Here is a 23,558-nt window from a genome sequence, read left to right as displayed (position 1 = left end):
AAAGATGATCAACGCCGTTCCCGACGTGGTGCGCGAGGCCTGCGAGGGCTTCGCCGCGGCCCACGCCGATCTGGTCACGCTGAACGCCGAGCCGCTGTACCTGTCCCGCGCCCAGATGCCCGATCAGGTCGCGCTGATCTCTGGCGGCGGCAGCGGGCACGAGCCTCTGCACGCCGGGTTTATCGGCCGGGGGATGCTGGCAGCGGCCTGTCCGGGCGAGGTCTTTACCAGCCCGGTCCCCGATCAGATGCTGGCGGCGACCCAGCGCGTGGCCGGGAAAAAGGGTGCCCTGTACATCGTCAAGAACTACACCGGGGACGTGATGAACTTCGAGCTGGCCGCCGAACTGGCCGCCGCCGAGGGGCTGGAGGTCCAGACCGTGGTGATCGGGGACGACGTGGCGGTGCAGGACAGCACCTGGACGGCGGGACGGCGCGGCGTGGGCGGCACGGTCTTGCTGGAAAAGCTGGCGGGGGCCGCCGCCGAGGAGGGCCGCGACCTGAACGGCGTGCGGCAGGTGGCCGAGGGGGTCATACAGAATGTCCGCAGCATGGGCCTGGCCCTGACCGGCGCGACCGTCCCGGCGGCGGGAACACCCAATTTCACACTGGGAGCGCAGGAACTCGAACTGGGCATCGGTATTCACGGCGAGCCGGGCCGCGCCCGCGTGCCGATGATGAGCGCCGACGAGATGGTGGAGGCGCTGCTGGGGCCGGTCGCGGACGATCTGGACCTGAAACGCGGCGAGGAAGTGATCGTGCTGACCAACGGCATGGGCGGCACGCCGCTGCTGGAGCTGTATATCGCCCACCGGCAGGTGCTGCGGCTGCTGAAAGACCGGGGCGTGACCGCCGCGCGGAACCTCGTCGGCAACTACGTGACCAGCCTGGAGATGCAGGGCCTGAGCATCAGCGTACTGCGCGCCGGCCCGGAGCAGCTCCGTCTGTGGGACGCGCCGGTCATGACGGCGGCCCTGCGCTGGGGCTGCTGAGATGCCGGTGACGGCAGACGACCTGCGGCACTTTCTGCGGGTCTTTCAGGAGAAGATTCAGGCACAGGCCCCCTACCTCACCGAGCTGGACGCCGCCATCGGGGATGCCGATCACGGCAGCGGCATAGAACGCGGGGTGAATGCGGTGGTCGCGGCCCTGCCCGCGCAGGGCGACCCCTCGGCGGTCCTGAAGTCGGCGGCCATGAGTTTTATCGGCAAGGTCGGTGGGGCCAGCGGTCCGCTCTACGGCACGGCCTTCCTGCGCGCGTCGGCGGCGCTGGCGGGCAAGCCGGAACTGGGCCGCGAGGACCTGCGGGACGCCCTGGAAGCGGGTTACCGGGGCCTGATCGAGCGGGGCAAGGCCGAGGCCGGAGACAAGACCATGCTGGACGCCTGGCGGCCCGCCCTGGACGCCCTGGAACGCGGGGAGACGTTGCGGCAGGCGGCGCAGGCCGCAGCAGCAGGGGCCGAGGCCACCACAACGCTGATCGCCCGCAAGGGCCGCGCCAGCTACCTGGGCGAGCGTTCGCTGGGGCACATTGACCCCGGCGCCGCCTCCAGCGCCCTGCTGTGGCAATCGCTCGCCGAGGCGCTGTCCGGTCCGCTGGGAGAGGACACGTGACGGTCGCCCTGGTGATCGTGTCCCACAGCGCGCGGCTGGCCGAGGGCGTGGTGGAACTCGCAGGGCAGATGGGCGGCCAGGACCTCTCCATGACGGCGGTCGGCGGCACCGAGGACGGCGACCTGGGCACCAGCGCCCCCCGGATTTCCCGGGCCGTCGAGGCCGCTCTCACCGCCGGGCATGACGTGCTGATCCTGCTCGATCTGGGCAGCGCCGCCATGAACACGGCCCTGGCCCTGGAGATGCTCGACCCGGACCAGCGACAGCGGGTCAAGGTCGCGCAGGCCCCCCTGGTCGAGGGCGCGGTGCTGGCTGCCGTGTCCGCCTCGGTCGGCGCACCCCTGGGAGAAGTCTGCGCCGAGGCCGAAACAGCCTACCGGATGCCGAAGACCTGACCGGATCGCCTGTCAGTGGGGCCGGAGGGCCGCCGGTGGCTGGACCAGAGGAAAGCCTTGCTCTCCCCTTCAGAGCCTTTGGCCGAATGACGCCCTGGAGAAAGCGCCGCCAACGCCTCCGCTCTCTGCTTTGCAGGTCCCATCAGTCCTTCGGGATGAACAGGTCGGGGAGAGAGAGCAGTAAAAATCCCCCGCGAACGCCGCCGGGGGGATGGGCACCGGCAATCAGCCCGCCGGGGTCGCTTCGGGCTGCACCGGGGCGTCCTTAAGCTTGCGGTAGGTCGCCAGCGCCTGCGCCACCACCTGATCCATGTTGTAGTACTGGTAGGTAGCAAGGCGGCCCACGAAGGTCACGTCCGGGCGGGCGTCGGCCAGGGCTGCGTATTGCCTGTACAGTTCCTTGTTCTCGGGCCGGGGCACCGGGTAGTAGGGATCGCCCTCGGCCTGGGGGTACTCGTACACGACGCTGGTCTGCGGGTGCTGCTGCCCGGTGATGTACTTGAACTCGCTGATGCGGGTGTAGCCGTAATCGTTGGGGTAGTTCACCGTACCGGTCGGCTGGAACTGCTCGCGCGGGTGCGTCTCGTGGACGAATTCCAGGCTGCGGTAGGGCAGCTTCCCGTAGCAGTAGTCAAAAAAGGCGTCCACCGGACCGGTGTAGATCATGTGCCGGTACGGAATGAAGTCCACGATGTCGCGGTAATCGGTGTTGAGCATCACGCTGATGTTGGGGCTACTCAGCATGTTCTCGAACATCCGGGTATAGCCGTGCAGCGGCATCGCCTGATAGGTGTCCGCGAAGTAGCGGTCGTCGCGGTTGGTGCGGGTGGGCACGCGCGCCGTCACGCTGGCGTCGAGTTCGCTGGGGTCCAGCGCCCACTGCTTGCGGGTGTAGCCCCGGAAAAACTTGTTGTAGAGGTCGCGCCCGACCTTGCTGACCACCACGTCCTCGCTGGTCCGCACCTGCTCGACCTTTTCCGCGACCGAGGCGAAAAAGTCCTCGACCTGAAAGGACGTGAGATTCAGGCCGTACAGCCGGTTCACGGTGTCGAGGTTGATCGGGATGGGCAGCAGCTGGCCGTCTACGCTCGCCAGCACGCGGTGTTCGTAGGGCCGCCACTGGGTGAAGTGCGAGAGGTAGTCGAACACGTCCTTGCTGTTGGTATGGAAGATGTGCGGGCCGTAGGGGTGAATCAGGATGCCCGCATCGTCGTAGCGGTCGTAGGCGTTGCCGCCGATATGGGGCCGCCGGTCCACGATCAGGACGCGCCTGCCGTCCGACGCGAGGCGCTCGGCCAGCACACTGCCCGCGAAGCCCGCACCCACAATCAGATAGTCGAAGCCGCCCGAGGAAGAATCTGCTGTCATCGGCTCCATCATAGGTTCAGCCCAGTTCCCCTCAGTCATCCGCGACTCCGGCCAGGGGCAGGGCGCTGCGCTCGGTGGCGGCCCGCTCGATCAGGGCGCTCATGTCGGCCCAGGTCCGGTCCCAGGAGAGCGTGGAGAGGTGGCGGTCGGCCCGTTCCCGGCGGGCTTCCCCAGCGGCGGTGCCGCGCTCGGCCAGGGCGGCGGCGCAAGCGGCCTCGAAGGCGTCCACCCCGTCGGCGATCCGCACCAGATCGAGTTCGCCGTAAGGCCGGATCACGTCACGGATCCCGGTGGACACCACCGGCACCCCCGCCGCCAGATACTCGGGCGTCTTGGTGGGGCTGATGAACTCGGTGGCCTCGTTCAGCGCGAAGGGCAGCAGGGCCACGTCCCAGTGGGCGAGGTAGCCGGGCAGTTCCCGGTAACTCTTCATCCCGAGGTAATGCAGGTTCTCGGCGCGCGGCAGATCGGCAGGATCGATCTTGACCACCGGCCCGAGCAACACGAACTGCCACTCGGGGCGGCGGCGGGCCAGCTCCCCGATCAGCCCGGTATCGAACCGCTCATCGATCACGCCGTAAAAGCCCAGCCGTGGCCGGGGCAGGTGCTGCTGGTCGGGCGCGTCTGCCAGGCCCGAACGCGCCTGTGCAAAGTGCGCGGTGTCCACGCTGGACGGAAAAGGATAGGCCCCCGCATGCCGTTCGCGTTTGGCCTCGTACAGGCGGTGGCCGCCCGTGAAGACCAGATCGGCCCGCCCGAACAGCTGTTCTTCCCGCGCCCGCAACTGAGGAGGAGCGCCCCTGAAGTTGGCGAGTTCGTCCATACAGTCGTAGACCGTCACCCGTGGATTCAGGCCCGCCGTAACCGGCAGCTCCATCGGGGTATAGACCCACAGGTCGTACTCGGCCAGTCCCTCCGTGCGGACCAGGTCGGCCAGCAGCCGGGCCGTCGCGGCCTGCGAGTCTTCGGGGGTGTGTCCGGCTTCGAGGTGCGGCGTGACCACCACGACGCCGCTCTCGTCCTGCCGGATCACCAGCTGGCTCGGCTGCGGCGTGAACTGGGGTTCTTCGATGTAATACACCCGCCGCGTGCGGGCGGCCCGGGTCATCAGATGTTGAGGCCGCTGAAAGACAAAGTCCCAACGCAGATGAGAAAGCACAAGTAGAGCGGGCGTGACTGCGGCCCCGCTCCTGTCCAGCTGAAAATCAACTTGTTTCAAGGTGTGGTCCCTCCCCCAGGGATTAAAAACGGTGACGCGGGCAACATCCCCGGCACCGGCACCGAAAGTGGTCAACTCAGCGAAATCACAATAGGCCAGGTCTGGCATCCCCCAGTCTCTGCTGTCAGGGCGGTCCTGGGAACGCTGGCAGTCTAGCGTCAGAGAGTTCCAGTCCCCCTGAACAATCCTGAAGCGACCTTGAAGCAAAGCTTCATACAGTCGTCTAGGCCGCGCTTTTACGGTTGAGCTTACAGTCTGGCAGGCCACCGGCCCCAGTGTCCATGGAAGTTCTCACACCTTCTTTGATGTTCTTTGTTTGGTTGGGGCAGGGTGAGATGGGCCAACACCTCCGGGAAGGCGGGCACAGAGAGGGCCATATGGTCGGGCTTGCCTTAGTCCCAGAGAACCTGAATCCTCGCCGCACGGACAGTCCACACCTGTATCCGCACCAAGCCGAGATCGTCCACGCCGGGCTACGCCTTGATCCGGTGCCAGCTCAGGCCGTCATGGGCAATCAGAACCCTCTCGTCGGCCGGCTGAACTAGCACGCTCCCCCTCCAGCCCACTTCCGTCGTTTTCTGGGAATCGCACAGGAACAGGGCAGCCGGGTTCACTTTCTCAATCTCAGTCTTTTGTTACTCTCATGGAAAGACATGGCTTCCTCTGACCGCCGCCAGTCCCGCCCCCGCTCGCTGGCGACTCCGTCAGACGTGTCGCTGCGGGTGGAGACTCTGCGGCGACGTATCTATCTGGGGGCTGTCGTGGTGGGCAGCAGCATCCTGATTGCGGTCTGGATCTTGCAGTGGGGCCGCCCGGTGCCCGATCCGTTCGTGCTGTACGGGCATCCGGTGCTGCTGCTGCAATGCCTCTGGGCCACCATCTGGCTGCTACAGGGCAGACCGCTGATCGTCGCGGAGCGTGTCGTTTTCCTCATGAATTCGCTGGCGGTGCTGGTCCAGCTGTTTCTGTCCCTCCTCGCGCAGGAAGACCGGGTTCTCGATCTGTCCAGCGGCGCGTACTGGATGCTGGTTGCCGTCTCGATCCTGAGCTTCCTGATGTTCAGCACCCGGCACGCGCTCTGGCTCTCGGCGGGCTTCTATACGCTGGGCGTCGTGCTGCCCTGGGCGGCCCTGCTGGCGCGGGGGACGGCGCTGGCGACCCAGCCGGAGCTGCTGCGGGTACAGCTGACCTGCGGCGCGATCCTGGTGCTGCTGTACAGCCTGGCGTGGTACCGCGAGCGCTTTCTGGTGGAGCGCGGTCAGCGCCTGACTCTGGAGCAGCTGGCCAACACCGATCCCCTGACCCACCTGCCCAACCGCCGCGCCCTGTATCCCGCCGTCGAGGCCCTGCTGGCGGAGGTCCGGCTGGGCACCCCAGGCTGTCTGGTCCTGTTCGACCTCGACCATTTCAAACGCATCAACGACACGCACGGTCACAATGTGGGCGACGAGATCCTGATCGGAAGCGCGCGGCTGGTCCGCACCGCGCTGCGGGACACCGACCACCTGGGCCGCTGGGGCGGAGAAGAGTTCCTGATCGTGCTGCCCGGCGTGGGTGTGGTCCAGGGCCAGAGCATTGCCGAGCGGCTACGGGACGGGCTGGCGGCCCATACCTTTGCCGGGGTGGGCCGCGTGACCGCCAGTTTCGGTGTCGCGGCCCTCACCCCGCACGATGACCTGAGCAGCAGCATTGCCCGCGCCGACGCCGCCCTGTACGCCGCGAAGGCCGCCGGGCGAAACTGCGTGATCCTGCGGCTCGACCTGCCCGAGGCAGCACTGGCCGAAGCGCACTGAGCCGGGGCCTTTGCCTGCCGCGCCGATCGGCCTGAAGGAAGCATGTGAGAGCAGAGGCCGCCACCCTCACTACAATGCAGCGACATGCCGGCCCTTTTCACATCCGCTTTTCCTTCCCTCCCAGCTCACAGCACCCGCTCGCAGGACATTTCCCTCACGGCCTTCTTTCTACAGGCTCTGGCCTGGGGCCGCCGGGTGGCCGTCATAACCGGGACGCGGCGGGATGCACCGTTCAGCGGGCCACGCACCCAGCGCCAGGGTGAGGGCTGCGTTCTGCCCCTCGCCGCCTTCCAGGAGACGCCTCAGCCATGACCACAGAGACCCAGGCCATCGAAATCCTGCTCGTCGAGGACAACCCCGCCGACATCATGCTGACCGAGGAAGCGTTCAGCGAGGCGCATTTTCCCCACCACCTGCACCTCGCCAAGGACGGCGTCGAGGCGCTGGGCTTCCTCAGGCGGCAAGGCCCCTACGCCAGCGCCCCCACCCCCGACGTGATCCTGCTCGACCTGAACATGCCGCGCATGAGCGGTCTGGAGGTCCTCGACGTTCTCAAGGCGGACGACGCCCTGCGCAACATTCCGGTCGTGGTCCTGACCACCTCGCGCGCCGAGAGCGATATCTGGCGCAGCTACAACCTGCACGCCAACGCCTATATCCCCAAACCCGTGACCATCGCGGAGTTCGTGGAGGTCATCAAGTCCTTCGAGAACTTCTGGTTCTCCATCGTGGCCCTGTCGCCCAAGCAGCGGCCCTAGCGGAACCCCTGACCTGGGGCGGAAGTGCCTCGTCTCACGGGGACGTCGGACCAGAATCCGGGGCCTGGCTCCGAAACTCCGGGTCGACCCGCAGCAGGGCGGCGCGCAGTTCGCTCAGCCAGTGCCGCCGCACGGGTTCCGGCCCCAGGACTTCCACGCGCGGGCCCCAGGAGAGGATCCAGGGCAGCAGTTCACGGGGCAGGCCGGTGTGGTCGGCCCCCGCGCGGATGTCGAGGTCCACGCTGCCGTCCGGGTAGATCAGCGGCTCGCTGGCATTGGGATAGCCGCCCTCCAGCACGCGGTAGGCCGCGTCGGGCGTGAAGCGGACCCGGACGGTGATGGGGTTGGCCCCGCCGATCACGCCCCAGGCATCGGTGAGGTGGTCGCGGGGATTGAAGCTGTCGGGGATGCTGTAACTGTCCCGCAGCGTGACGGGTGAGACGATCCGGCTGAGCTTGAAGGTCCGCACGGCCTGACGGCGCTGGCGCTCCAGCCCGATCACGTAGGGCGCGAGGTTCGTGCGGCTGACCTCCACGAAATACACGCACAGTTCGTTGCCGCGTTCCAGCTCGCCGTTGGGGCGCTTGTAATCGAAACGGATCACCCGGCGTTCGTCCCAGGCGCGGGCGACGACCTCCAGGGCCTGATCGTCACTGTGCCGTCCGGTGCTGACGACCACCGAGTCGTCGAGCAGGCGGCGCGTCGCCTCGGGCAGGTTTCCGGCGATCTTGTACAGCGCGCGGATGTAATGGGGGTTGTGGGCGGGCGCGTGGTGGTACAGCAGCCGCACCGCCGCGTGAACGGTGAGGGCCTCGACGGCATTCAGGGCCTCGCGGCGGCTGGGAATGGAATAGCGCCCCGCCCGTTCCTCCACGCCCTTTCCCATGTCCTTCAGGGCGCGGAGGTCACGCTGGATATTGCGAATCGGCACGCCGTACAGGCCGGCGAGTTCCCGGCTGCTCAGGGGCCGGGCGCGCAGGTCGTCCTCTAGTTGCCTCAGGCGTTGCGCCTTGCGCCAGGTGCTGCGTTCCTGCGGCAGGGCGGGGGGGTCGGTCTCGTGCAAATGGGGGTCGCCCACAGTGGTCCTCCGGGGCACAGGATGCCCCCCGGGTGTCGCACCTCTGTCGCTGCGGGTTTCAGCCGGAATCAGGACTGAAAGAACCTGAGCCTTGTTGACGCAACTCGGTCTCGCGGTCCAGGACCCAGGGCAGGGTGACGCCGGACAGGAAAGCCTCGACGGGCTGGCCCGCCGCCTGCGCTTCACGCACGTCATAACGCCAGTCGGCCTGGGGATCGAGGAAGTAGGCCCCGGCACTGGCCCGCACGCTGCCCTCCCAGCCGAGCGCCCGGCGCAGCTCCCGGGCCAGGCGCGACACCGCCTGCTTGCCGTGCCGCTCGCGGCGTTCCTCGTGCCCGGAGACGGCCAGCGCGAGCTGCCCGGTGCCCGCCTGGCCGCCCGCTTCCAGCAGCGCGACCAGCAGCACCCCGGCCAGCGCTGTGGGTGCAAGAGGTACCCGGCGGCCATTCACCCGCACGTCCAGCGGCCCGGCGGCCCGCACCAGAACGTGTGGACAGGCTGGGCGGGCCAGAGGGGCGGGCCGGCCCCTCCCCAGCAGAGCGAACAGCGCGGGAAAGGCATGGGCTTCCTCCCGTGCCCAGAGGGTCCGCCGGTCGAGCGGTTGCAGGAGGGCCAGGGCCGTGCCCGCGTCGCCTGCCTGCCGGGCGAGTTCGGCCCGCACGATCTGTTCGCGGTCGGCGTCCTCGCCGCTCAGCGGGCCGGTGCGGTCCAGGGCTGCCTGGGCCGCGCGCGGGTCCCTCAAGGCCGCGTGGGCCGCCGCGAGGTCCACGAACACCCACGACCGCCCGGTCTGCCGCTGCCCCGCCGTGACGTTCGCCGCACGCGTCAGCCACTCCAGGGCGCTCAGGGGCCGCCCGGCGAGGCGCAGGGTATGGCCCAGACCGCGCCACGCCTGCCGCCGGTCATCATCGTCGGGGTCGAGGTCCAGGGCCGCCCGGTAGGCCGCCTCCGCACGTTCCCACTCGCCCAGGGCACGGCGGACCGCCGCCTCACCGCACTGGGCGCGGGCCTGGAAGGCGGCGGCCCTCCGCCTCACCTGCCGCACCCGCTGAAAATACGTCTCCGCCTCCTCGAAGCGGCAGGCCCGCAGGCACACCAGCCCCATGTTGTGCAGGGTCAGCGCCCGGTAGTAGGGGTCCCCCTCGACCAGGGGCAGCGCCTGGGCATAGGCCGCGAGGGCGTCCACCACGTCGCCTCGCCGCCCCAGGGTCGCGCCTTCCTCCAGCCAGACCAGCGCCAGTGGACGGCCTGCCGCGCGCCGCCTGGCCCGCGCATAGGCCTCCCGCCAGCCGTCCTGCCCCTGCCGGGCGAGGGACCGTGCCCGGACACGCCAGGCCAGGGTGTCTTCGACCGGTGTGAGGTCCAGCGCGTCCGGACCGGTTTGCAGGGCCGGGGCCAGGGCCGCCAGCGCCTCCGGAAAGAGGTCCTGCTGCGAGAGCGCCCAGCCCCGGTACACGTCCAGAAAGGGGGCGCTCAGGCCTGCGGCGTGCGCGGCAGCCGTCACCTCCAGCACCCGGTCATGTCGCCGCAGCCCGCTCAGCAGTTGCAGATGCAGGCGGACGCCCGGCTCACTGCCGAGCAGGTCGGCAGGCAACCGGGTCAGGAGGTCGAGGAGGAAGGTCAGGCGCGCGGTGAGCTGCACGTCACCGGCCGCCAGCGTCAGCGTGCGGAGAGCCAGGGCGTCCTGACCTTCCTCCAGCAGCGCGGCGACCGATGCGGCGAGTTCCTCGTCCGTCACGGACAGCACGGGGGGGCGGGGCACCCCTCCAGTGTAGGCAATGCCCCGCCCCCTTCACCGGAACCCGCTCAGCAGCTCCCCAGACCATCCTTGTCGTCGTCGCCCGCGAGCAGCGTCGGGGCGACGGACGGGGCGGACAGGTGGAGAGCCTGTGGGTTGAGCGGCTGGTGGCTAGGTGGCTGGCGGTTGGGCGAGGAGGCATCGGCGGCCCCGAACAAGGCGGCAGCCAGCAGCAGGGCGGCCAGGAGACGAACAGAAGGGGTGGGGGTGGGGGTACAACGGACGGGGGCGTGGGTCATCGGGGTTCTCCCGGGCCGGGCGTGGCCCTGGAACGGGACATGACGGCCCTCCAGACCCCGCCCGGGGGGGCAAGGTGCTGCGGGAATCAGGTCCGGGTGATGCGCCGGCCCACTTGGACGTGGGGGCGCCTGGCACGGTCTACATCGCGCTTTTTCGCTGCGACGCGCCCACAGTGCCAGGGGAGAACGTCAAATTCGGTCGTCCGGTTTCAGCGTCTGCCACGGATGCCGCTGGGGTTCCGTCCACAACGCTTCAGCCAGCCGCCTTGCCCACTTGCTGAACGCGGTCCTGGCTGGGGAGAGCCGCAGGGCCGCCCCGGCGCCGCCTTCACCCGTCGGTCATGACCCTTTAAGCCCCGTTCTGAGCACGCTCTGGGCGCTCTGTACCTCGCTGCGCCGGATGTCCCCCGAGGGCGCAGGCCCCTCCGGCCCTCCTTCAGGACAAAACAAGAAAGGCGCGCCCCAGGGACGCGCCTTTCTGCTGCTTTCGGGTGAAACCGGGACGTTACTTCGGTTCGTTCTGAATCACGATGCGGCCCTCGGGCTGGGCATCGACGGTGGGGTGCGCCTTGAAGTAGTTCACCAGGATGTCGATGTCGAGGGTACCGGTATCCAGGCGGCGGCCCTTGGCGTTCTTGAAGACGTCGAAGCCGTCGCCGCCGTTCGCGGTGAAGGTGTTCATGGCGACCGTGTAGGTCTTGGTGTCGTCGAGGGGCTGACCGTTAAAGGTGACGGCGGTGACGCGGCTCCCGGCGGGCCTGGAGAGGTCGAAGGTGTAGCTCAGGCCCTTGGACACATGCAGGAACTGGCCCTTGTTCTCGCTCCAGGTGGCGACGCCGTGTTCAAGGGCTTGCTTGATCTCCGCGCCGGTCAGGTCCAGCACCGTCAGGGTGTTGCCGAAGGGCTGCACGGTGATCGCTTCCTCGAAGGTGATCGGCCCGGCGTCGATGCTGGAGCGCACGCCGCCGCCGTTCACGAAGGCCATGACGGCCCCGGCCTTCTGCGCGGCTTCCAGCGCGGCGTCGGCCAGCACGTTCGCCATGCCGCTCTCGCGCTTGCGGACGATCTCGCGGTTGCCGTTCAGCCCCTGCGCAGTGTTGCCGATCACCTGACGGCGCAGGTTGGCAATCGGCACGCTGAGCGTCTCGATCATGCGCTTGGCGGTGGGGTCTTCGGGCAGGTCGGCGGACACCGCGATGGGGTTGCCCTCATAGCTCTCGACGGCCCCGGCGTCGTTGAAGGTGACCTTGATGCGGCCCAGCACCTTGCCCCACTCCCAGGCGGCGACCAGGAGCGTCTTGTTCCCGTCGGGGTTCTGGACGACGGTGGGGTAGGGGCCTTCGCTGGCCGGGAAGTCCTTGTTGTCGAAGGTGCCCAACAGCGTGTGGCTGTGGCCGCCCACGATCACGTCGAGGCCGGGCACGGTCCTGGCGACTTCCTGCTCGAGCGTGTAGCCCAGGTGCGACACCAGGATGATCTTGTCGATGCCCTGGCCCTGGAGCGCCTGCACGCTGTTTTTCAGGCTCTGCATCAGTTCCAGCATCTTCACGTTTTCGCCGGGGCTGCTGATCAGAGGCAGGTCGGGCGTCACCGCGCCGATCACGCCGACCTTCTGCCCCGCCACGTTCAGGACCGCGTAGGGCTTGATCAGGTCCTTCAGGCTGGCTTCCTGGCTCACGTCGAGGTTGGCGGCCAGGACCGGGAACTGCGCCTTCTGCGCGAAGCGGGCCAGCGCCTCGGGGCCGTTGTCGAACTCGTGGTTGCCCACCGCCATCGCCTGATAGCCCTGGAGGTTCATGAACAGCACGTCGGCCAGGCCCTGGTAGACGTTGTAGAAGAGGGTTCCCTGGAAGGTGTCGCCGCCCGAGAGAATCAGGGGGTTGGTGTCCTGCGCGGCGTACTTGCGCACCAGCGCCGTCTGCCGGGCATAGCCGCCGTAGGTGCCCTGCCCGATCTTGACGGGATCGAGGTGCCCGTGCAGGTCGTCGGTGTGGAGGATGGTCACGGTGAGGGGCGCGGCACCGGCGACAGAGCCGAGCAGCGCAGCAGAGAGCAACCAGAATTTCATCACGGCTGCATCATAAATGGTTGCGGGGCAGGAGGAGGCTTGAAGGGCCGGATCTCGGAGCTGCCCAACCCCAGCGGTCCGGAAAAGATCCCCTCACCCGAAAGGCAGCAGCGTCCTGTCACCCCAGCGCAGCCCGGCGAGGGTCAGGGCCACGTCCATGGCCCGGACACTGACTTCCAGGTGACCTCCGCCGCCTTTGCCGGTCAGACGGAACCAGCGGGCCAGGGGCAGCACCCCGCCGAAAATGTGGGAGGTGCCCCCGTCACTGTGGTCGGGCAGCGGCTCGGCGGAATAGACCTGACGCGGCCCGGACCCGGCACGCAGCCCCAGCGCGTAGGGGGGCGGGAACATGCCCAGTTGCGGGGCGGTGTTCAGCACGTCGAGGCGGGCGGTCAGGGTCCAGGGTCCGGCGGGCACCTCCGGGAAGAACAGGCTCAGCAGGGGCGGCGGTCCCAGGCGGCCCCGGCGCAACACCTCCAGGTAACCGCCTTCCAGCGCCACCCGGTAGCCGTTCGGGGTGGCGCTGGCATGGCGGGGCTGGGCAGAGGCCGGCGGCTCACCGACCAGTTCGATGGGCGCGGTCCGCAGGGGACTGGCGGGCAGGGGGGGCAGCGCCGCGCGGGCGGCCTCCGCCAGGTCGGGCAGGTGGGCACGCTCGGCGTACAGGCGGCTGAGGGCCGGTTGCAGGGGCAGCAGCAGCTCGGCGAGCAGTCGCCGCACCGCGTGGCGCTGGGCCGGGGGCAGCAGGCTGGCGAGCGCCACACGCACGGGTTCGTTGGCAAAGGCCAGATGCACCTCCGCGTCACTGCTGCGGTAGGTCAGCTCGGGAAAGGTGAGCGCCTCGTGCGAGCTGGCATGCACCAGAATGCAGGCCCGGACCGCCACCTGAAGCACCTCGTCGGCGGCGTCACCCAGCAGCGTGCGGGCCAGCTCGGGCGTGAAGCGGTCGTGCAGCTGGGCCAGGTGCGCCAGCCCGGCCCGGATGTGTTCCGGCAGGCCGCCCAGCTCGACCAGCAGCAGGTCACGGATGGCGCCGGGCATGGCCGCCTGTCCGGGCCGGTGCCCCGCATCCACACGCAGCAGGGCCTGGACGTAGCGGGGCCAGCCTTCGGACTGCTGGACCACACGGGTGGCGCGGGCACGCAGGGTATCGTCTTCCACGTCGGCCCGCTGCGCCCGCATGGCCCGCATGACGCTGCCCACACCCAGGGGCGGGAGCGTCACGTGGTGAATCCGCTCCCGGTCCACGTGCCCGAGGGCGGGCCGCAATTCCTCCAGCACGTGCGCCGACGTGGCGGACAGCACCAGCACCAGGGGCACGGGAAGGTCCAACGCGAAGCGGACGGTCGCCGGGAGCCAGCGCTGTTCCGCGTCGGCATCATGGAAGGCGACGACCAGGGGCATGGCCGCCTGCACCATGATCCCGGCGATGCGGACCAGGTCCGCGTCCGCGTCCTGTGAGGGAACCGGGGGCGGCTCCGGGGAGCGCAGTTCGGGGGGAACGGCGCGCAGCAGATGTTGCAGCAGCGCCGCCTGGACCAGCGGCCGCTGCGGGGCCGACTGGAGCTGCACGGCCCGCCAGGCGGTGCCCTCGACCAGCGCCCGCAGCATCGGCCGGCGGGAGCCGCTGTGCCCCTGGAGCAGCACCAGTTGCGGCGCGTGCTGCGCCTGTCCCAGCACCTCGCGCAGCGCCAGCAGCTCCCCGGGCCAGTCGAAGGGCAGCTCGGGTGCCTGCACCGGGGACCGCTCCACGCTGAAGTTCAGTCCCAGCAGTTCCGCCCGCGCGCGGATCAATTCCGCCGCGTAACCCTGGCCCTGCCGCTCGAAGCGGGCGTGGGTCTGCATCAGCAGACGTTCGAGCTGATCGCCGATCACGCTGCGCTGCTGGTCCACCCAGGCGCGGAAGTTGGTGGACCCCAGGTCCTCCAGCCCGCTGAGCGGCGGGCCGCGCAGCAGCGACAGCCAGCCGGGCAGGTCCCGCTCGGTCAGAGCGCCTGCCCCGGCCACCCAGCTGCTCAGATCCGTGGGGCAGCTCAGCGACAGCATCGGTTGCCGGGCGGGAAAGGGACTCACGCCCTGCTGCTTGAGCCGCGTCAGTTCCACCCGCAGGTTCCGCAAGGCGTCCGGACTGTCCCAGAGCAGTTCCGCGAGGTGTTCGCGGTGATGGGGCCGCGCTTCCAGCGCCAGGTACCCCAGCAGCGCCGCCGCCTTGCTGGACACGTGAACGATCCGCTCCGCCTGCGTGATATGAACGTGCCCCAGAAGATGCACGGCGAGCATGATTCCCCCAGTCCTGGCTCCCGGCAGCGTCCAAGCTGTCTGCCTGGATCGTAGCAGGCCGGGGGAAGCGCCTGCGGGATACGCGGACTCACGCTGGGTTAATGGGGCACTCAGGAATTCAGGGCGGGGCGGTTGGCCGGAGGAGTCCGGTGGCAGCGGCAACAGCGCGGGGGGCCGTCTCATCGCGCCTCAGCGGCCACCGTTGGGGGCGATCACCAGCAGCTTGAGGGTAAACGTCTTGTTGCCCCCGTCCCCAGTGGCGCTGACATTCACGTCGTAGGTGCCCGGCGCCGTGCCCGCCGGAACCGTGAACTCCAGGGTGGCCCGGTTCCCGTCGAGGGCCGGGGTGAACGTCTGGCCGAGCACCTCCACGCTCAGGCTGCGGGCACCCTGGGCCTGCACGGTCAGCTGCACCGGGTCGCCGGGGGCACTGGTACTCGGCGACAGGCGGCCCAGCACGGCCAGCGCCCCTCCCGTATAGGTCGTGACGGCCTGCCGGGGGGGCAACGCCGCGCCCAGCGAGACGGCGGGGGGCCGTTCACCCGCCCGCAGTTCGATGCGCTGGGCCTCGCCGGTCGGCGTGTAGTCCTCGGGGAGATTGGCGGGGTTGAGGGCCAGCATGTAGCTGCCCGGCGGCAATGTTCCCAGGCGCACGTAGCCGCGACCGTCGGCCTGCACGGCGCGCACGACCGGGCCGGACAGCGCCACGCCCGCGTAGGGAATGGGCGCCTCGCCGGGATCGGGCGTGCCGTTGCGGTTGGTGTCCTGGAACACCAGCACCTCCAGGTTGACCACCGGGGAAAAGGCGACGTTCAGGTCCGTCCGGCCGTTCTCGGTCACCTGCACGGCGGGAGCTTCCAGGGCCTCCAGGGTGGCGGGCAGCCCCGCCGGGAAAGCGAGCGAGTAGCCCCCCACCGGAGCGCGCACGCTGTAGCGGCCCTGCGCATCCGAGACGCCGCTGGCCGTCCCCACCCGCACGGTCACGCCGGGCAGCCCAGGTTCCCCCTCGTCGCGCCGGCCGTTCAGATTGCTGTCGCGGTACAGCAGGCCCCGCACCTCGCCGCCCTTGCGCCCGCCGAAGGTATCCACCAGAAAGTCGGGGGTGGCGACGACCCGGCTGAAATCGTAGGACACGCCCACGCGGACGCCCTGGGTGAGTGACCCGGCCAGCAGACCGTTCGGCGCAAAGACGCGGTATCCGGCGCTGACCTTCAGGCCCGGCAACAGCACGTCCTGGACACTGAAGGTCAGCGCCAGCTGGTCGGGGCTGCGGCGCTGCTCGCCCGTGAGCAGGACGGCGTGGCTGTAGTCGAGGCGGGAACTCAGGCGGTCGGTCCACGTGCGCTCCCAGGTCAGGCCCAGGGTGTGCGTGACGCCCACGCTGCCCGCGCCCAGGCCGCCTGCGCCCAGGGCCTGCCCGCTGCGGCGCTCGTAGCTGTAGAGGGCCGCGAAGGTGTTGTTCTTCCAGTCGTACAGGCCGGTCAGGCCGAAATACAGCCGTTCCTGCGTGGTCCCGGTGGGCGCCGGGTCGCGCGACCAGCGGGCCACAGCGTCTGCCCGCAGCCTTCCGGCGACCAGGGTCGCGCCGCCCTCCGCCGAGGAGGCCAGGGCGCCGGGCGTGTCGTCGTCACTGCCCACCGTGTAGGCCGCCGAGGTGGAGAGGGTCGCGCCGCGCACCCGGAAGGCGGGGGGCGTGACGCCCGCCGTGACCTGCCAGGCCGCCCGCGCCTCCGGTAACGTGCCGCCCCGGACCTGCGCCGCCAGGGTGGCCCCCAGCCCGTTCGGACCGCTGTACAGCACCAGCCCCGAGGTACTCCAGGTCAGGCCGCCGGGCTGAACCTGCACGGTGGCCGCCGCGCGCACCCCGAAGGGCCGGATATTGCTCAGGCCCCCCGACACGTTGAAGGTATGCAGGCCCGCCAGACTCCCGGTATAGGTCTGCGTGACATCGAAGAAGGGGGCGACGTAGGTCAGCTGCTCCGTGACGAACAGGGTTCCCTGATAACGGCCACCCACGCTGAAGCCCGCACCGCTCAGGCCCAGGCTCAGGTCCAGATTGGGCGTCAGGCGGCGGCTGTAGCGCACCCCCAGTGTGTCGGTGCGCTGGCTGTTCGCGCCCTGGCTCAGGACCATGGTGGCGGCGTCCACGTTGAGGGTGCCTCCCGCCAGGGTGGTGGATGCGCCCAGGCCCGCGCCGTACATGCGCCCGTCCAGCAGCAGGCGGTACTGGGCACGCGGGCTGAGCTGCCAGCCGCCGACCAGCAACGTGCCGCTCACGCCGAAGCCGTCCCGGCCCCCGTCCAGGCTGACCGACCACCGCTTGCTGTCCAGCCGGACGCCAAAGGAAACGTTGCTCGGCAGGGGGTGATCCAGGCTGCCCTCCAGCCCGGCGACGGCCGCACTGCCGGTCACGTAGTCGGAAAGCTGACCGCTGACGGTGGGTTGCAGGGCGTAGCGCAGGTACGTGCTGCGGCCCGCCGAGGACCAGTCCACACCTGCCTCGACCGCCGAATGGACGCTGAAGGTGAGGCGCGGCCCCCGGTTGGCCGACGCCCCACGCTCGGCCAGAGAGGTGAACACGCTCTCGGTGCGCGTGCGGACGCTGACGGCGGGATCCCGGGAGGACACCGCCGAGAAAAAGGTGACGTACCGGTAATTCTCGGACACGTTGTCGAGCTTCAGGGAAACCGTGACGGTGCGCGTCTCCCCGGGTTGCAGCGTGACCTCACTCGCGCTGAGCTGCGGGCGGCGGTCCACGTTGGTGGTCTCCAGCCGGACGGTGTCGGTCTGGTTGCCCAGATTGGTCACGTCCAGCGGAAAACTCAGGGTCTGGCCGGGCACACCGGTCAGTTGCTGGGGGCTGCGCAGCGCGATGCGTGCCCGGGGCTGCACCTGAACGCGGGTCTGGCTCCGGGCGACCTCGGTTCCGTTCCTGAGTGCCCGGAGGACCAGCGGGGGCGAGTCGCCCGCCTGCGCCAGAGCCGGGACCTGGAAGGTCACCGGGATCAGCGTGCTGCCGTTGAGGCTCACGGTCCGGGTGCGGGTGACCGGGACCCACTCGGGTGGGCTGTCCACCGCGAATACGTACTCGCCCTGGCCCTCTGCCACAAACGTCAACGTGACGTACCCGCCGGGAACCCCGTCACGGGGCGCGGGGGCCGTCACGTTCAGCCCGGCCGGAGCCGACTGCGCCAGGGCAGCCAGGGAAGGCAAGGCAGGTGGAGCGAGCAGCAGCAGGGCGAGCAGGGTGAGGCGGCGGGACATGCGGCAACTCCTTCTCGGAACACGGACGGCTGAGGAGAGGGGTTGTTCAGAGAAAGCCTGTTCGGAAGGCCACTCCGGCTTCAGCGTGGCCGCTCCCGCAACACGGGGCCGCTCCTCTCCCCCGTCACCTCTCCCCCCGGCTGGCGCATCAGGGCAGCACGATGGCCGTAAAGGCCACATCGAAGACGTATCCGCCGCCCGCCTCCGCACCCGTCAGGTCCAGGGCGAACTCGATCTTCAGCGGCAGCCAGCCCCCCGACGGTCCGACGTTGCTCAGCACCACCTGGGGCGCGCCGGTCACGTCCAGCCACGGCCCCCCGTTGATGCGGTAGTGCAGTTGCCGGCTCGGCAGCGTGCGGCCCTGCACGTCGGGCTGTGACCGGATCTCCATCTGCACGGTCCAGGGCTTGGACGTGTTGGAAAACACGCTGAAGGTCTGCGGCGACGACAGATACCGGGTCGGAAACTGGGCAGGCGGATAGTTGCCCGCGTTGATGTCGAAGGTGACCGAGACATTGGCGCGGCGCAGCGAGATCACGTCCGGGATCAGCGGGCGTATGGTGGCGTCCGTCTCCGGCTGTGCGGGCGTGACGCCGCTGCCAGGCAGGCTGCTGGGCAGGGTCACGCCGGGGAGAGGCGTCACACCGGGCAAGATGGGCAGGGGCGGCGTCCCCTGGGCGCGGCCACCCCCGCCGAGCCAGGGCGTCAGCAGCAGCGTGAACAGCAGCACGCGCCTCATGGTTTGCCTCCTGCCCCTCCTGTTCCCGTGCCGACGGCCGGTGCCGCTGCGGGGGCAGGCGCCGCCGTCTGTGGCCTGGCTTTGAGGTCGAAGGGGAGCTTGACCACATGCTCGCCCAGGATGTCACTGTTCTTGTTCCCGTTGTTCAGAATGACCAGGGCGCTGTACTGCCCCTTGGGCACCGGTCCGGCCCAGGAGCTTTTCAGCAGCACCGTGCGCCCCGGCAGCGCCACAGTCAGCTCCAGCGGGAGGGTCGCGGCGAGGTCCCCTCTGGCGTCGCGCAGTTCCACGCGGCCCTGCACGCCTGTCGCGGCATTCCCGGTGTTGGCGTACTGGACCGCGATCTGATAAAGGTCCGTCTCCGTTTTGGGTAAAGCATCAAAAATGCCCGTGATACTTCCCTCGGCACGTACGGGCTGAACGTTCACGTACATGGTGTGCGCCACCCGCAGGCGGAAGGAGGCGAGCGTTTTGCCGGGAATCGCCGCCGGGTCCTGGCCCTCGAACATCAGCATGGCCCAGTGGGTGCCGGGCTTGGCGTCGGCAGGCACCTGAATGGTGTAGCGGACCTGCTGGGTTTCGTGCCCCCCCAGCTGAATCTCGGCGGGCGTGAAGGTCGTCCAGGCGGCGCTGCTTTCCTTGAGGGTCCCCGCCGGGGGAAACTCGGTTTCGCCGACCTCGCTGATGTTCATGTCGGTGAGGTAGGCGACAATCCGCAGCTTCTGTGTGGCGGCGTTGGGGTTGTAGATATTCAGGACCTGCGTGATCGTCTGGCCGGGCGTGGCCGTGAACAGCCGGGCCACCGGATCGACACCGACGGTCGCCTGCGCGGCAGCGGTGACGGGCAGCAGGGTCAGCAGCAGGGGAAGCAGACGGGCAAGAGGACGCATGAAGCCTCCGGTCAGGGCAGGAAGTTGAAGTGAAGAAGCAGGGCCAGTATACAGACCCGAACCGGCAAGGCGGGGCGACGCCTGTGCGGACGCCGCCCCCGAGTTCCGTTACCTGCCAGCCGTGGTGGCGTCCCTGCCGTCGGAGTCGCCGATCACGAAGGGCGTGGCCTTAGATTCCAGCGTATAGGTCAGGATGGCGTTGTTGTCGCCCGCACGGTCACCGTCCACGACTACGGCGATCACGACCAGATCATCCAGCCAGCTGGTGTTCTGGCGGCAGAAGGTCCGGGCGTTGCTGGTCACGGTCTTGTCGGTGAAGGTGACGTTCCCCGCTGCACGCGCGCCGGTGGTGCCCTCGGTCAGCCGCATGGGGATCAGCTCGCGGGTGCTGCCGGGAGGCAGTTTGTAGAGGCCGGTGTTCTGGCCCCAGGTGTCGCAGGGGTTGTCCTGGATGTAGAGCATCTGACGGCCCATCACGCCGGTCGGGTTGTCGCGGGTCACGCTGAGCTTGAAGTTGCCCACGTTGGAGAACTTCTGGATGATAAAGGCCCGGTAGCAGACGAAGTACGCCTTGCTGGTGTTGTTCACCTCAGCGCCCGCACTCGTCTGGATGATCGGCGGGTAGGAGGTGACCTTCGCACCGGCATTGACCGTGACGTTGCCGAATTTGTTCTTGTCGGGGGTGTAGTTGGTCCCGAGCGGCAGCACCACCGTCTGGTTCCAGTAATCCGTCCCCTGGGTGGCCACCGACACATCGCTTCCCTCGCCCACGCCGTAGGCGCAGTACCAGGTGTTGTCCTGATTGCCCAGCTGGGACAGGTCGAACGTCAGCTGCGAGGCGTCGAGGTGAAGTGCCGTCGCCTCCGGCAGCTTGAGGGTGACGGTCTGCTGAACGGAAGCAGACGTGGTGCCCTTATTGAACTGGTCAGGTCCGCCTGTATCTGTCCCCTGCGGGCTGGTGGTGATCGTCTGTGCGCCGGCAACGGCAAAGCCCATCAGGGCGGCGGTCATCCAGAATTTACGCATCGTGTTTTCCCCTTTTTCCTTCCCTGCTCGCGGTGACCCGTCAACGGACTGAACAAAGGTGCTGCGGCCTGTCTGCATCGTCCCCCTTGCGAGAACCTGCACGTCTGCCTTCCCTCTCTACGTGCAACGTGAGAGTAATGAATGAGGCGTTACAGTCCGGTTAAAGGGATTGCCAGTAAGAATCGCGGAGGGGCAACGAATCAACCCCCCGCGAAACCCGGTCTGTTGTGAACCGGCATCATCTTCGCCTCATCGCTTCCAAAGAGATAAGACGCGTCCAGCACGGCTTTTAAGACCACCTGAGAAAAGAATGGCAACTGAACAAAAGAAGGTTTTTCAAGCAGGTGAGAACTGCTGAAGAAAGCCACTCGGGCCATTAACGATCCGACCGGTGATCAGGAGAACGGCGTGGCGAGATCAGGAAAAAACAGCCCCCACACGTTTTTCAGGGACCACCGAGAACGTTAAAGCTCCAGAAACGCGAGATGACCACCCTCGCGGAAAGACCGGTGCGGCGCTTCCCCAGGCAATGGTGCGGGAACCGCGAGAACGGCGGTTCTGTCTCCAGGCATGACAGGCCGTGCCGAGCGGGCCTTTACTCTGACCGGCGGTCTGGCGGCCCCTGGATCCGGGCGTCTTCACGGGCCGCCGCGAACCGGGCCGCGGCCTGAGCGTGGTCCCGCCAGGCCACGGTGACACCGGGCAGGCACTGGGCCAGCGCGGTGGGAAACTGGTCGCTGACACGGAGCGCCCCGCCCGTCGCCGTGACGGGCAGCGGTCCCGTCCGCTCCTGCACCCGGCGCGCCAGGACCGCGAGCGCGCGCGCCGCCTCAGCAAGGAGAAGGGCCGCGTCCTCGTCGCCCTGGTCGGCGGCGCGGCCCACGGCGGGTGCGAGCGAGGCGATGGTCGCGGCCCCCGGCGTCCCGTAGGCGAAGGCGCGCAACGTGTCCCAGTCCAGGCCGCCCGTCACCCCTGCGATCTCATCCGCCAGGCGCGAGGACGGCACTTCTCCGGCATCCAGCCTGTCCGTGACCCAGCGCAGGGCCGCGCGCCCCAGACTGAATCCCCCCCCGTCGTCCCCGATGCGGTAGCCGCGTCCGCCCGCCCGGATGACGGCCCCGCCCTGCGTGACGTGATAGGCGACGCTGCCCGTCCCGGCATACAGCAGAATGCCCGCACCCGGCGCGAGGTGGGCGCGGTAGGCCAGGTCGAGGTCGCCCTCCACGCTCACACGCCTGACGGGAAGGCCGAGCGACTGGGCCAGCGCGCCCCTGACCGCTGACGCCGCCGATGTTCCGGCGCTGAGGCCCGGCACCCCGGCATGGAGAACGTCAGGGCGCGTGGGAAGCGCCTCCGCCAGCGCCGCCAGCACGGACAAACCCGGTCCGGCCGCCAGCAGCGCCGCCGTCAGGGGCGGAACCACGCCGCGCGCGACTGGCTGCCCCCCCCGCAGCAGGGACCATTGTGTGCCGCTCCCCCCCGCATCCAGTCCCAGGGCCAGCCGGGTCAAGGCTTCCCCCTCAGGGCAGCGCCAGCGGGGCGAGGTCGGTCACGCGGCCCGCCGGTGCCGTCACGAGGCTGCTGCTCACGCCACTCGCCTCCACGCGCACGCCCCGCCCCGGCACCCGCAGAAAGCCGTAGCCTCCCGCCGCGTTGGTGGTCGTGAGGGCGAGGACGGCCCCCCGCTCATCGAGGAGGCGCACCTCGCGCCCACCGAGGGGGCCGGTCGCGGCGGTCAGGGTGCCCCGGACGGCGCGGAAGGCCTGCGGGTCGGGCCGTGCCCAGCGGGCGGGCGCCGCGAACGGTCCGCCCGGCCCGGCCAGATTCAGGATGAGCTGGGGCAGCGCCTCTTCGGCCGTGCGCTTTCCGGCGTTCACGTCGGCGTCGGGCGTGCGGTAGGAATATCCGGCCCAGCCCAGGCCGCTGGTCCGCGTTTTGCGAACCTGGGCGAGGGTACTGCGCGGGTCGTTCAGGTAGATGGCCGCCCCGCTGACCTGCGTCACGCCCGCGCCCGGCGAACGCACCTTCAGGCCCCCGGCGTAGGCCGCCCAGGTGTTGAACCACGCGGCCTGCTCGGGCACGAAGTCGCGCTTGTAGTTCATCATCACATTCACGTCGAGGTAGCCCCCCCGCACCCAGGTCAACCAGTCCTGCAACACCTCGTTGTAGGTGCGGGTGGCCCGGAAGCCCTCGTCGGTGGTCGGCCCGGCCCCATAGGTGATGGTCGCGGCGTTCACGCTCACGTCAGGCCGCACGGCCTTGACCGCCAGCGCCGTGTCGCGCACCAGATTCGTGACCTGGGTACGTCGCCACGCGGCCCAGGCGGGGTCCTCGGGCGCGGGCGTACCCTGGGCACCCGTTTCGGCGCGGTAACGCTCCAGCGCCGTCTCGTTGTAGCCCCAGCCGTTGGGGCCGCCGACCGGGTTGTAGTCGGGGTAACGCACCCGGTCGAACTGGATGCCGTCCACGTCGTAGTTTTTCACGACGCTGACGTACATATTTCTGATGTACTCGGCGGCGTCGGGGTGGCCGGGGTCGAGCAGCCAGTCTGCACCGCCCTTCACGGTGCCGTCGAACTTCTTCATCAACCAGTTGTCACGGCCCTGTTTGTCGGGGCCATGCCGGTTGAAGGCGTGGTCCGGGCTTTTGGGCGGCGCGGCCGAGTTCCAGATGGCGGTCGTGATGATCCAGGCGTGGACCTGGATGCCCAGGGGATGCGCCTTCTCGATCAGGTACGCCAGGGGGTCGAAGCCCTCCGGCACGGCGGGGTCGTCGGTCCGGGGCATGGCGGCGTGGTCGCAGTAGCAGTCACCCCGGCGGCCCACCTGCGCGAACAGCACATTCACGTTCAGGGCGCGGGCATCCGACACCAGTTTGTCGATCTCGGCGGGCGTCTTGAGGCCGGGGCCGAAGGCGTCCACCCACAGGCCACGCAGTTCGAGCGGGGCCCCTGCGGGAATCGGGACAGGTTGCGCCCCGGCCAGGGACAGGGCGAGCAATGTGGAAAGCAGGGCAGTCTTCATGGTGGCC

Annotated in this window: 18 protein-coding genes; 5 read left to right on the top strand and 13 right to left on the bottom strand. The window is 69.1% G+C overall.

The annotated features are described in order from the left end of the window. Positions 1-4: 4 nt before the first annotated feature. From dhaK to dhaM, 3 genes are read left to right on the top strand one after another with little or no spacing between them, the layout of a single operon-like run. Positions 5-991: a dihydroxyacetone kinase subunit DhaK gene (gene dhaK, locus DEIPH_RS04065; protein ID WP_235183170.1), complete on the top strand. Its 987-nt coding sequence runs from the start codon at positions 5-7 to the stop codon at positions 989-991. A gap of 1 nt (position 992) precedes the next feature. Beyond that, positions 993-1,613 (top strand): dihydroxyacetone kinase subunit DhaL, encoded by a 621-nt coding sequence (gene dhaL, locus DEIPH_RS04060; protein WP_034354134.1) that lies wholly within the window; start codon positions 993-995, stop codon positions 1,611-1,613. Beyond that, positions 1,610-2,008, top strand: coding sequence for a dihydroxyacetone kinase phosphoryl donor subunit DhaM (dhaM, locus tag DEIPH_RS04055; RefSeq protein WP_034354130.1), 399 nt, complete (start codon positions 1,610-1,612; stop codon positions 2,006-2,008). The genes dhaL and dhaM overlap by 4 nt, the downstream gene beginning before the upstream one ends. 225 nt (positions 2,009-2,233) lie before the next feature. On the opposite strand, the gene glf is transcribed toward dhaM, so the two are convergent. Further along, positions 2,234-3,376: a UDP-galactopyranose mutase gene (glf, locus tag DEIPH_RS04050; protein ID WP_034354127.1), complete on the bottom strand. Its 1,143-nt coding sequence runs from the start codon at positions 3,374-3,376 to the stop codon at positions 2,234-2,236. A 31-nt stretch (positions 3,377-3,407) separates the two neighbouring features. Then, on the bottom strand, positions 3,408-4,484 hold the full coding sequence (locus tag DEIPH_RS04045) for a glycosyltransferase (RefSeq protein ID WP_235183164.1): 1,077 nt from the start codon (positions 4,482-4,484) through the stop codon (positions 3,408-3,410). A gap of 764 nt (positions 4,485-5,248) precedes the next feature. Between DEIPH_RS04045 and DEIPH_RS20880 the strand changes: the two genes are divergently transcribed. Together DEIPH_RS20880 and DEIPH_RS04035 are read left to right on the top strand one after the other, a co-directional pair. Next, complete coding sequence (locus DEIPH_RS20880; protein WP_081790766.1) at positions 5,249-6,388, top strand: GGDEF domain-containing protein; 1,140 nt, start codon at positions 5,249-5,251, stop codon at positions 6,386-6,388. Between the two features lie 308 nt (positions 6,389-6,696). Further along, entirely contained in the window at positions 6,697-7,146 is a 450-nt protein-coding gene (locus tag DEIPH_RS04035) for a response regulator (protein ID WP_034354124.1), read from the top strand. Positions 7,147-7,180: 34 nt separating this feature from the next. On the opposite strand, the gene DEIPH_RS04030 is transcribed toward DEIPH_RS04035, so the two are convergent. The 11 genes from DEIPH_RS04030 to DEIPH_RS03980 all read right to left on the bottom strand — a co-directional run bounded on the left by DEIPH_RS04030 (position 7,181) and on the right by DEIPH_RS03980 (position 23,551). Continuing rightward, a complete protein-coding gene (locus tag DEIPH_RS04030) occupies positions 7,181-8,224 on the bottom strand; it encodes a helix-turn-helix transcriptional regulator (RefSeq protein ID WP_051517134.1) in 1,044 nt (347 codons plus the stop codon). A gap of 58 nt (positions 8,225-8,282) precedes the next feature. Beyond that, positions 8,283-9,986: a tetratricopeptide repeat protein gene (locus DEIPH_RS04025; protein WP_235183163.1), complete on the bottom strand. Its 1,704-nt coding sequence runs from the start codon at positions 9,984-9,986 to the stop codon at positions 8,283-8,285. Between the two features lie 44 nt (positions 9,987-10,030). Then, a complete protein-coding gene (locus DEIPH_RS04020) occupies positions 10,031-10,261 on the bottom strand; it encodes a hypothetical protein (protein ID WP_034354119.1) in 231 nt (76 codons plus the stop codon). 505 nt (positions 10,262-10,766) lie between these two features. After that, the gene (locus DEIPH_RS04015; RefSeq protein ID WP_034354115.1) at positions 10,767-12,329 is read right to left on the bottom strand and encodes a bifunctional metallophosphatase/5'-nucleotidase; all 1,563 of its coding nucleotides are present in this window, start codon (positions 12,327-12,329) and stop codon (positions 10,767-10,769) included. Positions 12,330-12,422: 93 nt separating this feature from the next. Further along, positions 12,423-14,609, bottom strand: coding sequence for a hypothetical protein (locus DEIPH_RS04010; RefSeq protein WP_034354113.1), 2,187 nt, complete (start codon positions 14,607-14,609; stop codon positions 12,423-12,425). 189 nt (positions 14,610-14,798) lie between these two features. Then, on the bottom strand, positions 14,799-17,873 hold the full coding sequence (locus DEIPH_RS04005) for a hypothetical protein (RefSeq protein WP_034354109.1): 3,075 nt from the start codon (positions 17,871-17,873) through the stop codon (positions 14,799-14,801). A gap of 148 nt (positions 17,874-18,021) precedes the next feature. Then, on the bottom strand, positions 18,022-18,612 hold the full coding sequence (locus DEIPH_RS18615) for a hypothetical protein (RefSeq protein WP_051517132.1): 591 nt from the start codon (positions 18,610-18,612) through the stop codon (positions 18,022-18,024). Continuing rightward, on the bottom strand, positions 18,609-19,502 hold the full coding sequence (locus DEIPH_RS03995) for a hypothetical protein (protein ID WP_051517131.1): 894 nt from the start codon (positions 19,500-19,502) through the stop codon (positions 18,609-18,611). Before DEIPH_RS03995 ends, DEIPH_RS18615 begins: the two co-directional genes overlap by 4 nt. Before the next feature lie 108 nt (positions 19,503-19,610). Then, a complete protein-coding gene (locus DEIPH_RS03990) occupies positions 19,611-20,528 on the bottom strand; it encodes a hypothetical protein (RefSeq protein ID WP_081790765.1) in 918 nt (305 codons plus the stop codon). 595 nt (positions 20,529-21,123) lie between these two features. Further along, the gene (locus DEIPH_RS03985) at positions 21,124-22,038 is read right to left on the bottom strand and encodes a BadF/BadG/BcrA/BcrD ATPase family protein (RefSeq protein ID WP_051517129.1); all 915 of its coding nucleotides are present in this window, start codon (positions 22,036-22,038) and stop codon (positions 21,124-21,126) included. A gap of 10 nt (positions 22,039-22,048) precedes the next feature. Further along, entirely contained in the window at positions 22,049-23,551 is a 1,503-nt protein-coding gene (locus DEIPH_RS03980) for a glycoside hydrolase family 10 protein (protein WP_034354107.1), read from the bottom strand. Positions 23,552-23,558 lie beyond the last annotated feature (7 nt).

The sequence above is a fragment of the Deinococcus phoenicis genome, from assembly GCF_000599865.1.
GTDB classification, from domain to species: domain Bacteria; phylum Deinococcota; class Deinococci; order Deinococcales; family Deinococcaceae; genus Deinococcus; species Deinococcus phoenicis.
This window is presented reverse-complemented; position numbering and strand designations above follow the sequence as displayed.